General features: G+C 68.7%; 10 protein-coding genes and 1 pseudogene. 8 read left to right on the top strand and 3 right to left on the bottom strand.

Features of this window, described 5'->3' with window-relative positions; all coding sequences use genetic code 11:
• Window positions 1-67: 67 nt before the first annotated feature.
• Both RB628_RS37410 and RB628_RS37405 read right to left on the bottom strand, forming a co-directional pair.
• Window positions 68-799, bottom strand: a complete 732-nt coding sequence (locus RB628_RS37410) for a phosphatase PAP2 family protein (protein ID WP_318325099.1) — start codon at window positions 797-799, stop codon at window positions 68-70.
• 288 nt (window positions 800-1,087) lie between these two features.
• Window positions 1,088-2,095 (bottom strand): bifunctional lytic transglycosylase/C40 family peptidase, encoded by a 1,008-nt coding sequence (locus tag RB628_RS37405; protein ID WP_318325101.1) that lies wholly within the window; start codon window positions 2,093-2,095, stop codon window positions 1,088-1,090.
• Window positions 2,096-2,292: 197 nt separating this feature from the next.
• Between RB628_RS37405 and RB628_RS37400 the strand changes: the two genes are divergently transcribed.
• The 8 genes and pseudogenes from RB628_RS37400 to RB628_RS37365 all read left to right on the top strand — a co-directional run bounded on the left by RB628_RS37400 (window position 2,293) and on the right by RB628_RS37365 (window position 11,065).
• On the top strand, window positions 2,293-2,847 hold the full coding sequence (locus RB628_RS37400) for a DUF5753 domain-containing protein (RefSeq protein WP_318325100.1): 555 nt from the start codon (window positions 2,293-2,295) through the stop codon (window positions 2,845-2,847).
• Window positions 2,848-3,151: 304 nt separating this feature from the next.
• Window positions 3,152-3,346: pseudogene (locus RB628_RS37395) on the top strand (peptidase S8); the annotation flags it as partial.
• A gap of 489 nt (window positions 3,347-3,835) precedes the next feature.
• Window positions 3,836-4,144 carry a hypothetical protein gene (locus RB628_RS37390; RefSeq protein WP_053742551.1) on the top strand — a complete coding sequence of 103 codons (309 nt, stop codon included), beginning with the start codon at window positions 3,836-3,838 and terminating at the stop codon, window positions 4,142-4,144.
• 235 nt (window positions 4,145-4,379) lie between these two features.
• Complete coding sequence (locus RB628_RS37385; RefSeq protein ID WP_318325098.1) at window positions 4,380-5,249, top strand: hypothetical protein; 870 nt, start codon at window positions 4,380-4,382, stop codon at window positions 5,247-5,249.
• Window positions 5,239-6,570, top strand: a complete 1,332-nt coding sequence (locus tag RB628_RS37380; protein ID WP_318325097.1) for a hypothetical protein — start codon at window positions 5,239-5,241, stop codon at window positions 6,568-6,570. The genes RB628_RS37385 and RB628_RS37380 overlap by 11 nt, the downstream gene beginning before the upstream one ends.
• Window positions 6,567-8,117 carry an SCO6880 family protein gene (locus tag RB628_RS37375; protein WP_318325096.1) on the top strand — a complete coding sequence of 517 codons (1,551 nt, stop codon included), beginning with the start codon at window positions 6,567-6,569 and terminating at the stop codon, window positions 8,115-8,117. The genes RB628_RS37380 and RB628_RS37375 overlap by 4 nt, the downstream gene beginning before the upstream one ends.
• A 13-nt stretch (window positions 8,118-8,130) precedes the next feature.
• A complete protein-coding gene (locus RB628_RS37370) occupies window positions 8,131-9,564 on the top strand; it encodes an ATP-binding protein (RefSeq protein ID WP_318325095.1) in 1,434 nt (477 codons plus the stop codon).
• Between the two features lie 4 nt (window positions 9,565-9,568).
• Complete coding sequence (locus RB628_RS37365; protein ID WP_318325094.1) at window positions 9,569-11,065, top strand: type IV secretory system conjugative DNA transfer family protein; 1,497 nt, start codon at window positions 9,569-9,571, stop codon at window positions 11,063-11,065.
• Here RB628_RS37365 and RB628_RS37360 read toward each other — a convergent pair.
• Window positions 11,054-11,626 carry a GNAT family N-acetyltransferase gene (locus RB628_RS37360; protein ID WP_318325093.1) on the bottom strand — a complete coding sequence of 191 codons (573 nt, stop codon included), beginning with the start codon at window positions 11,624-11,626 and terminating at the stop codon, window positions 11,054-11,056. The two genes, RB628_RS37365 and RB628_RS37360, sit on opposite strands and share 12 nt — an antisense overlap.
• Between the last annotated feature and the right edge of the window lie 74 nt (window positions 11,627-11,700).

The raw sequence follows: 11,700 nt of genomic DNA, 5'->3' as shown, positions 1-11,700 counted from the left end.
TCTGGGGGCGCAGCCCCCAGGAACGGGATGGGACGGGTAGGGGCGGCGGGGGCGAAAAACCCGGCGGCTACGCCGCCAAATCCCGCTCCCCGGCCCCGGCCTCCGCCTCCGCCCGACCCCCCGGAACCACAGCCCCCCGCCCCGCCCCGGAGGAACCAGCACCACCCGAGCCCGCCCCCCGAGCCCGAATCAGCACCCCACCCCAACCCGACCCCTCGACAGCCCGGGTCACCGGAGTAAGAAGCGCCATGGCCAGCGGCGACAGCAGCAACGCAACCGCGGTCCCCAGCGCGAACCCACCCACCACATCCGTCGGGTAGTGCACCCCCATGTACACCCGGCAGAACCCCTCCACCAGCGCGATCCCTATCCCCACCAGCCCGAACTTCCGGTTCGCCACGAACAGCCCGACCCCCATCGCCATGGTGATCGTCGCGTGATCGCTCACGAACGAGTAGTCGGTCTTCCCGGAGACAAGAACCTCGAGCCCTTGATGATCCAGAAAAGGACGGGGCCGCTCCACGAAGCCCCGTATGGGAATGTTCACCAGCACGGCGATCGCCGCGGCGAGCGGCGCCCAGATCAACGCGGCCACGGTCACGGCCGCATCGTCTTCACCCCGCCGCCGCACACCCCACCAGCACCCCACCACGACAAGCACCAAGGCCACCAACAACCCGTACTCACCGACGATTTCGACCACCCGGTCGAACCACCGGGGCGCGTCCTTGGCCAGGCCGTTGATGTCATAAAGCAGGTCGACGTCGGGATTCGACCCGGTTTCGGCGAGTCCAGCCATGGCGCTGCGGCCCCTTCGTCGTCATTTCCAGAGCGCACCGGTTCGTGCGCCGTTCCTGCTCACCCCGTGACGCAGGGACCCGCTGCTGCCAACGCGTGACACGTGACACAAGCGCCGACCGTGCCACACGGTGACATACGTGCCACCTGATCGGGCGACAGTGAATCCGCTACTGAAACAGGAACGCACGGTCTCCGTTTATACGTTCCACTCTCCACCGAATGATCACGCAGACGTTATCGAAGAGAGACACATACTCGCAGCTCAGGGGATGGTTTCACGCTGCGCTCACACCGCCGTGGGCAACGCTTTCGCGCCATCTTCGGTGACTCGGGTCGCCCCGAAGTAATCGGGGGTGTCGATCGGATCGAACCGGATGACCGCACCGGTACGGGGCGCGTCAATCATGTAGCCGCCGCCCACATAAATCCCCACATGCCGGATGGCCCGCGAGTTGGTGAGATCGTCGGAGAAGAAGACGAGGTCACCCGGCAGCAGCTCCTCCCGGGACGGATGCGGCCCGGCGTTGTACTGATCGTTCGCCACCCTCGGCAGCGTGATGCCCACACTCTCGTACGCGGCCTGGGTGAGCCCGGAGCAGTCGAAGCGTCCGCCCTGCTCAGCGGTACCGGTACCGCCCCAGAGGTAGGGCGTGCCGAGCTTCCCCTGGGCGTAGGTGATCGCCCCGGCCGCCTGCTCGGAGGGGTCGACGCGCCCCACAGGAGCGGCAAAGCTGGCCTGCAGCGTGGTGATGGTCTTCACATAGTTCTGGGTCTCTTTGTACGGCGGTACGCCCCCGTATCTGATGACGGCGTACGCCCCCGCGTTGTAGGCGGCGAGCATGTTGTGCGTCGGGTCTCCGGGCGCGTCCTTCACGTACGAGGCGAGCTCGCAGTCGTACGACGCGGCCGACGGAATCGCGTCATTCGGGTCCCAGACGTCGCGGTCGCCGTCACCGTCACCGTCGATTCCGTGCGAGGCCCAGGTGCCGGGGATGAATTGAGCTATCCCTTGCGCCTTTGCCGGACTCTGCGCATTCGGATTCCATCCGCTCTCCTGGTACAGCTGCGCGGCGAGCAGGGCGGGATTGATGGCGGGGCACAGATTGCCCCACTTCTGCACGAGCGCCGAATACGCGGCCGGCACGGCCCCCTTGGCGAGCGCGACGCTCCCGCTCCCGACCCCGCCGGCGACGTTCCCGGCGACGAGATAGACACCGACGACGAGCAGCATCACGAAGCTGAGGGCGCCCCCGACGGCGACACTCACCACGATCCATGCCTTACGCACCGTCAACCGCCCCTCACCGCCCGGGAGTACGCCCACGTCAGTGTAGAGGCGCTACCCGCACCCGGGGGTGATCATGACGAAAACGCGCCGCCCCTCAATCGAGCGGCACGAGCGACACCGGGGAACCCTGTGGCGACGTTACCGGGGGCGGCACCGGAGACGGAGGTGACGGCGAGCAGCGCGAGACGCTCTCCCCCTCGCTCCTGGACCTCGCCGAACTCGAACACCACGCCCGGTCGTTGCGGGACTCCACCACCGCTCGCATCCCCGGCCTGCTCCAGACGCGCGAGTACGCACTGGAAATCTCTCGTCAGGCGGTCACGGAACTCGCACCGCCCGACATCGAGCACCGCCTGTCGTTCCGCGTCAAGCGCCAGGCGATCCTCTTCCGCGAGGACGAACCCACGCCGTACGAGGCGATCATCCACGAGGCTCTACGCATGAAGGTCGGCGGCTCCGCGATTGCCCGGCAGCAACTGCGACACCTGCTCGACATGAGCGACCGAGGCCACATCACCCTGCGCGCCATCACCTTCGACGTCGGTGCCTACCCGGGGTCCGGACAGTCGATCCACTACGCGCACGGCCCGGTGCCGGGGCTGGACAGCGTCTGTCTCGACCAGGCGCACGGCCTCGCCTTCCTCGACGCCGAGGCGGAGTTGCGCAGATACCGCACGCTGTTCGACCGTATCGAAGCTGTCGCACTCGGCCCGGAGCAGACCCGGGACCTCATCCACACCGTGATGCGAGACCTGTGAAGTGACGGAACCCCATGACCCAGCGCTGGCAGAAGTCGTCGTACTGCTCCGAGGGCGCCTCCTGCATACACATCGCCACCACCCCCACCACCCCCCTTCCGCGCCCTCCTCACCACCTTGAAGGCCGACGCGCCCCCACCGAAGACAACCGCCCCCGACGGACCGCCACCGCCCGCCGTACCACTCCAGGAACTCGACGTGTTCCCGCGACGCAGAACCTCGCGCAGCCCCTGGGCGCCACACCATCCACACCACCCCGACCCCGGCACCGGCACCGACCCCGGCCGACACCACGGTCAGCACACGCCGAGGCACCCCCTCCTCCAGCTCCTACCCGGCGAGGTTCCCCTACGCGGCGGCCGGCACCTCGGTGCTCAACGACGTCACGTCCGGCAGCAACGGCACCTGCTCCACGAGCTACTTCTGCACCGCCAGGTCCGGCTACGACGGCCCGACCGTCTGGAGCACCCCGGAGGGCGTGACCGCCTTCACCGGCTGACCCGGAATCACCAGATCCAGCCAATACGCAACCACCACACAAAAACGCCACCGGAGGTCGTGGAAATCACCGGCGGGCACCGGGGAACGGGCCGCGGCCACCAGCCACGGCCCGTAGCCATGCCCGGGGTCCGCGATAGCCTGAACCTGGGAACGGACCGTCAGAAGCAGTCCGTGACCGTACTGGTGGCCACAGCTGGCCATCGGTGGCTAACGACGGAACCACACCACAGGTTCCGCCCACACCTCATTGCCCGGCGTAACCTACCGTGATACACAGAGTGACCATACGATCCGTTCGACCCCTCGCACACCGTCCCACGCTCCCCCATAGGGTGCCGCGGGGGCCGGTGGCAAGGTATTCGCACGAAATCCGCCAATCAATGACTCCAAGTCGACATCCGACAGCGTCATTGTCGGCGAGAATGGGCCTGACCTCTGCACTGCGGCAGGGGACGCGCAGAACTACCCGACAGGGGCGGTGACTTACATGTGGCTTGCGGCCGAAAAGGGCGACATCAACACCATCATCGGCGGGATCGCTCCGGACTGGGGCCCCTTCGGAAGCCTGGGCACCGAGGCCAAGACGATGGTCCAGGTCGTGATGGCCGTGGCCATCCTGATGTGCCTGGGCATCGCGATCTGGGGTGCGGCCAAGCAGCGAATCGGCGCCACGGCGCTGCGTGACACCTTCAGCGCGGAACAGGGCAAGGGGCTCATCATCGCGGGCCTGACGGGCGTGTTCATCATCGGCTCGCTCGGCACCCTCTTCACCATCGTGTACGGCATGGCCGTGTAGGCGGCGCCACCCGCGCATGGCGCACCTCGTCAGTCGGACCACCGGGTGCGCCCGGTTCTTCCCTCCACCGTCCACCCATCCGTCGTGCCCACCGACTGAGGTTGCGTCTCCCTGATGTCGAGTCACCACACCGCGCCCGCGCGGGAACCAGCACGGCTACCGTCGTACTGTCACGCGTACCCGTACGCGTGGATTCGACACGAGTTCGACACAAGTTCGAGGGGACGGGCGCGCAATGAGTCTCGGTGACAGCCAGAACAGCGGCGAGTCCGCACGCCCCGACGACGGCGGGTACGGCGGCACCGGCCAGACCCGGACCCGCTACCACGACCAGGGAAACAGCGGCGTCCACGGCGGCGCGCGGCGCACCAAGTCCTCGCGGGGCATGGTGACGGCGGTCGGAGTGGTCGTCCTGCTGATCGCGGCGATCGCCTTCGCCAACCGTGGAGGAGACGATTCCTCTACGTCTTCCGCCACGACCAACAGCGGCAGCGACAGCACCGGCCGGCCCGCCGCGGCACCCACCGCGGCCTCCGGCGAGCAGCCGGTCACGACGAAGGCGGCCGACATCCCGTCCGGGTTCGCACACAACCGGCAGGGCGTCCAGTCCGCGGCGGCCAACTACGCGGTGTCGCTGGGCTCGACCGGCATGTTCCGGAAGGACAGCCGGGACACGATCGTCGACACCCTCTTCACCTCCGAGGCCGCCGCCGAACTCAAGGCCCCCCTGGACAGGGCCTATTCCGCAAGCCTCCTCGCCAGACTCGGCCTCGACGCCAACGGCAACGCCCCCGAGGGCAGCACGTTCGTCTCGCGCGTGACCCCGGTCGGCACGAAGACCGTGGCGTACGGCGGCGCCACCGCCACGGTCGAGATCTGGTACGTCGGTCTGAGCGGCATCGCCGGTGAGACCTCCACGAACCCGGTCACCTCGTCCTGGAACACCTGGACCTACGACATGCGTTGGTCGGGCGACGACTGGAAGATCGTCTCCTACTCGGAGAAGGACGGCCCCAACCCGGTCCCCGGCGACGACCGGGCCTCCGCCTCCGACGAGATCAGCAAGGCCATCGACGAGTACGGAGGGTTCACCTATGCCCGGTAACACGCCAGGTAGGTCCTACCTCGTGCTCAAGCTCGCCGGCGCGCTGACAGCCGTACAGACGGCGGCCGTGCTCCTGGCCTCCCGGGCGTACGCGGAACCGACACCGTCCCCCTCGCCCTCGCCGACGGCCGGCAAAGCGGAGTGCGCGCTGCTCCCCGACCGGGCCAAGGACGCCTGCGAAAGCCAGCAGGGTGCCGGCTCGGGCACGGTCACGAACCCCTCCGCCACCCTCGACCCGCTGTCCTCCCTCGCCAAGGGCTGCGCCGACGCCGCGTCCTGGACGGTCGACAAGCTCAGCGAGGCCGTGAAGGACACCGCGAACGTCGACTTCACCAACGCCAGGTTCCTCCAGCAGTACGCGGTCGTGTTCGCCGCGTCCACCGTCCTGACCCTCGTGCTGTGGCTGCTCGCGGTCGCCAAGCGGGCCATGCGGGGCGCCCCCCTCACCACGGCGATCTCCGAGGCGATCGGGTTCCTCTGGCTGACCGTCCTGGCCTCCGCCTTCACGCCCCTCGTCCTCTACACCGTCGTCTCGGCGACCGACGGCGTCACCGAGGTCCTGTCGAGCGCGACCGGCGACCAGACCGACACGTTCTTCGGCACCTTCTCCGGAGCGCTGGCCAAGGGCGAGGACATCGGCGGCGGCCCAATCATGCTGATCGTGGTGTCCATGGTGTCGATCCTCGCGGCCGGCGTCCTCTGGCTGGAGCTCGTCATCCGGGCCGCCCTGCTGTATGTCGGCGCCCTGCTCGGCACGGTCGTGTACGCGGGGCTGGTCGACAAGAACCTGTGGGGCCACGTCCGCCGCTGGGCCGGCATCATGATCGCGGTCATCCTGGTCAAACCGGTGATCGCCATCGTCCTCGGCCTGGCCGGCGCGCTGTCCACCAACGACGGTCCCGACGCCTTCTCCGCGGTCGTCTCCGGCCTGTCCATCATCCTGCTCGCCATCTTCGCCAGCGCGATGATCTACCGCTTCGTCCCCGGCTTCGGCGACGAGATCGCCAACTCCCGCAACAACCGCATCATGCAGGGCGCCGAACGCAAGGCCGCCGCCGTCATCAGCTCCCCCGCGACCCTCGTCGCCCAGGGCATCAAGACCCACAGCAGCCGGGCGGACAACAACGGGGGCGGTGGAGGCGGCGGCCAGTCGTCCTCCGCACCGCGCCCGGCCAACCCCGCGTCCGGCGGCGTGGCCGCGCACAGCTCGCGGCCCTCGGGCGGCGGCGGATCTGTCCCCTCCGCCGCACCCCCGCCGCGCAGCAGCCCGCACGCCGGCAACAGCAACCGATCCAACCGCCCTGGAGGTGACGGGCGTTGACGACCGAGTCCCACGCCGTCTCGCCCCGCCGTACGTATCTCATCGGCCGCGCACGGCCGAACGCGATCGTCGGCCGCAACCGCGAGTCAGGCGAGATCGCGCTCATCATCGTGGGCGCGTTCCTCGGCATGGTGTGCGGCCTGATCGTCCCCGTTCTGGCCCTGCGCATCGTGCTGCTGACCGGCTTCCCGATGCTGGCACTGGCGGTGGTGTACGTCCCGTACAAGCGCCGCACGTTCTACAAGTGGTTCGAGATCAACCGCAGTTACAAGCGCTCGCTCCGGCAGGGCACGGCCTACCGCAGCCCCGTCATGGAGGCCGGCACCCAGATCGACGGCCGCGAGGTCGAGATCGGCCCGCCCCCGGGCATCGGCCGCATCAACTGGCTCGCGGCCCCGTTCGGCCCGGACGAGATCGCCGTACTCCTGCACGCGGACCGCCGTACGGTGACGGCGGCGATCGAGATCGAGGGCCCCGGCGTCGGCCTGCGCGACAGCGAGGACCAGGAGGCGCTGGTCGACCGCTTCGGCACGCTGCTCAAGCACGTGGCGAACGGCGACGGCTTCGTCACCCGCCTCCAGATGCTCGCCCGCACCCTCCCCGCCGACCCGGACGCCCACGCCAAGGACGTGGCCGTACGCGGCGACGAGAAGGCACCGCCGTGGCTGCAGCACTCGTACGACCAGCTCCAGTCCATGGTGTCGACGAGCAGCGAGCAGCACCGCGCGTACCTCGTCGCCTGCATGCACTTCAACCGTGAACTGGCGGCCGAGGCCAACGCGATGGCCCGCGCGGCCCGCCCCCAGGGCGGCAGGAAGGTCGACCGGGACGCGGGCCTCGCGGTCGTCATGGCCCGCGAACTGACGGACATCTGCTCCCGGCTCCAGGAGGCGGACATCCGCGTCCGCCAGCCCCTCGGCCAGGGCCGCCTGTCCTCCCTCATCCACTCCATGTACGACCCGGACCACCCGATCGACCACATCCAGGCGATGACGAAACGGAACGCCTGGCCGGCCGAACTGGACGCGATGGAGCCGACGTACCTCCAGGCGAAGACGCGCGAGTCGTCGACGCGCGCCCCCTGGTGCCACTCCACCGCGTGGGTGAAGGAATGGCCGATGACCCCGGTGGGCGTCAACTTCCTGGCCCCGCTCCTCGTCCACACCCCGGACGTCATCCGCACGGTGGCCGTCACGATGGACCTGGAACCCACCGAGGTGGCCATCGAGCGCATGCTCACGGAAAAGACGAACGACGACGCGGAGGCGAGCCGAGCCGCCAAGATGAACCGCACGGTCGACCCCCGCGACGTGGCTTCCCACAACCGCCTCGACCAGCGCGGCGAGGACCTCGCGAGCGGCGCGGCCGGCGTCAACCTGGTCGGCTACATCACCGTCTCCTCCCGCTCACCCGAGGCCCTGGCGCGCGACAAGCGCACGATAAGGGCGTCGGCGGGCAAGTCGTACCTGAAGCTGGAGTGGTGCGACAGAGAGCACCACCGAGCGTTCGTCAACACACTCCCGTTCGCCACCGGAATCCGAAGGTAGGGCTGATGCGCTGATGCGGGACCCGCTGACCGCCCTCACCGACACCTTCACGTCGTTCCTCTTCGGCAAGGTCGAGACGACCCGCCTGCCCGTCCGCACCTCCACGGGCCAGGCCCAGGCCGTCTACCTCCCCACGGCCGCCCCCGGCCTCGGCGACTCCGGCGTCATCATCGGCCGCGAGGTGTACTCCGGAAAGGGCTACATCTACGACCCCTTCCAGCTGTACGGCCAGCAACTCCCCGCCCCGCACTGGCTGGTGCTCGGCGAGTCCGGCAACGGCAAGTCGGCACTGGAGAAGACCTACGTCCTGCGCCAGCTCCGCTTCCGGGACCGCCAGGTGGTCGTCCTGGACGCGCAGGGCGAGGACGGCGTCGGCGAATGGAACCTCATCGCGGAGGAGTTGGGGATAACCCCCATCCGCCTCGACCCGATGGCCGCCCTGGACATGGGCATCCGCCTCAACCCCCTCGACCCGGCGATCACCACCACAGGCCAGCTCGCCCTGCTCCGCACGATCATCGAAGTGGCGATGGGCCACGGCCTGGACGAACGCTCCGGCTTCGCCCTCAAGGTCGCGCACGCCTATGTCAACGAGACGATCGTCGAACGCCAGCCGGTACTGACGGACATCGTCGAGCAACTCCGCCACCCGGAGCCGGAGTCGGCGGAGGCGATGAACGTCGCCCTGGACGACGTACGGGCCTGGGGCCTCGACGTGGCCCTGGTCCTGGACCGCCTGGTCGACGGCGACCTGCGAGGCATGTTCGACGGCCCGACGACGGTCGGCATCGACCTCGACGCCCCGCTGATCGTCTTCGACCTGTCCCACATCGACCGCAACTCCATCGCCATGCCGATCCTGATGGCGATCATCGGCGTGTGGCTTGAGCACACCTGGATCCGCCCCGACCGGAAGAAGCGCATCTTCCTGGTCGAGGAGGCCTGGCACATCATCAGCAGCCCGTTCGTGGCACAACTGTTCCAGCGGCTGCTGAAGTTCGGCCGACGCCTGGGCCTGTCCTTCGTAGCAGTCGTCCACCACCTCTCCGACGTGGTGGACGGAGCGGCGGCCAAGGAAGCGGCCGCGATCCTGAAAATGGCGTCAACGAGGACGATCTACGCCCAGAAAGCCGACGAGGCGAGGGCGACGGGCAGGGTGATCGGCCTACCGCGCTGGGCCGTGGAAATCATCCCGACCCTGACACCGGGCATCGCCGTCTGGGACGTCAACGGCAACGTCCAGGTCGTCAAACACCTGGTCACGGAGACGGAACGCGCCCTCGTCTTCACCGACCGGGCGATGACTGAGTCGTCCCGCGACCGCGACCTCCAGCTGACCGACGACGCCCTGAGAGCCGCGGAACTGGAAGCCGAGGAACGCGCGGCGGCCTTCGTCGAACAGCACCTCAGCGACCTCGACGACTCCCCCGAGTCCACGGTGGCGTGACGCGATGAGACCGGACGAACGGCGGCAGGGCGAACGCGGCGTCTCCGACGGCCTGTTGGTCGGCCTGATCGGGTTCCTCCTCGGCCTGACGGCACTGGTCTGGTCGGCAACAGGCCTCGCGGGCCTGCTTTCCCACGGAGCCTGGCCCCAGGGGGTCACGTTCACCCGTACCCCGGAGGCGCTCCGCCACCTGATCACGGAACCACGTGACATGCCGGGCGCCTGGTCGGCGACACCGGCGGGGCGGCTATCGGGCTGGGGACTGTTCTGGGGCCTGTTCATCGGCCAGCTGATGGTCCTGTTCGTCCTGACCGTGTTCGTGGTGGGCACGCTGGCACGCTGGAAGGCGGTACGGGCGGCGAGAAGGGCCTCTCGGACGCAACCTCGGCACGAGGTCCCGGTACAACGGACAGAGCCCCCGGCCGAGGCGGAGAGGGACCCCGCAGAGCCCGCACAGGCACAGCCAAAGCCCCGCGAGGAAACACCGTCGGCGGAACCCCCGAAGGTCCTTTCACCAGCGCCCACGGAGGTGTTCTCGACGGTCCCCGTGGCGGCGGACGGCAAACGGATCGGCGGGTGGGAAACAGTCTTTTTCGGCACCCAGGACACCCGCACCCTCCCCGCGACCCAAACGATCCAGGACGCGGAGGGCCCCGCCCTCATCGTCACCTCCAACCCCACTCTCTGGCAGGAGACCAAGGACGCCCGGGCCAAACTCGGCCCCGTCCTCGTCTACGACCCCACCCACCTCTGCGACACCCCGGCCCGCCTCCACTGGCCCCCCACCACCGGCTGCGAGGACAGACCCACAGCAGCCGCAAGAGCAACCGCCCTGCTCACCCCGGTCCGCCCCACCGCGAAGATCGACCAGACAACCGCGGAAACCGCCGAAACACTCCTCCGTAGCTACCTCCACGCCGCCGCCATAGACACCCGCACGATCCGCCACGTACACCGCTGGGCCCAGGGCACCAACGTCCAGGAAGCCGTACGCATCCTCCGCACCAACCCCAAGGCAGCCCCCGGCGCCGCCGGCGAACTCGAAGCCGCTCTCACCGCGCACCCCGAACGCCGGGACATCGCACAGGAGTTGACGAGCCGAGCCCTCGCCGCACTCTCGACGGTGAACATCCGCGAGGCGTGCACGGCGAACCGAAGTGACGCCCTCGTACTGGATTCCTTCATCGCCGAGGGGGGCACGCTCTATGTGGTCGGTGAACCGATCGAGGACCCCAGGACGCACCCGGGCGCGATGCCCCTCCTGACGGCACTGGCCGCAAGCGTGGTCGAGCGCGGCCGGCGCATGGCCGAACGGTCATCCTCCGGTCGCCTCGACCCACCACTGACGCTCGTCCTGGACGATGTCGCGGCGGTCGCTCCGCTTCCCCAGCTCCCAGAGCTGCTCGCCACCGGAGCGGACCGGGGCATGCCAACCCTGGCCCTGCTCCGGTCAAGAGAACAACTCCGAGCAAGATGGCCCCAGCACGACCTACGGGTGTAGCTCCCGCTCCAGCACGAACTCCAACTCGGCGTCGAGCTCGGAGTCATCGGAGCCCCCGCCCAACGGCACGGTGACCCCACTGGGTATGAACCCCACACGCCGATAGAACCGCTGCGCCCGGGCGTTGTCCTGATGCACGATCAACCGCACCCGCTCAACGCCCGCGGCCTCCCAGGCCCATTCCAGAGCGGCATCGAACATCACGTCGGTCAGCCCGCATCCGCGATGCTCTGGAAGCATGAACACCCCGACGATGTGCCCCTGCAACTGCTCGACAGCGAACCCGGCCCAGTCAGTCGTCCCAGCCTCCTCGACGAGCACGACGAGCCCCCCGACCCACTCCCCGTCGGGCCCCTCGGCGATGATCTGCTGAGCACCGGTCGCCCCCTCGGCACCCCGCTGCACCCGCTCCTGCCAGAAGGAATCAGGCCGGCCCACGGCCTCCTCGTACGTCTCCAGGAAGGCGAGATGGGCCACGGGATCCCGCAGGGCAGCCAGCCGAAGCTCCTTGGCGGCACGCCACTCGTCCGCCCGTACAGACCTCACCACAAAGCTGCTCATAGGCATCACGGTAGTATCCCCCGGAATGCAGAAAAGCCCCGTACCGGTAACCCGGTACAGGGCTTTTCGCAATA

This window comes from Streptomyces sp. ADMS (assembly GCF_033441795.1).
Taxonomy (GTDB): Bacteria; Actinomycetota; Actinomycetes; order Streptomycetales; family Streptomycetaceae; genus Streptomyces.
The sequence above is the reverse complement of the archived record's forward strand: the minus strand, read 5'-3'. Positions and strand labels throughout refer to the sequence as shown.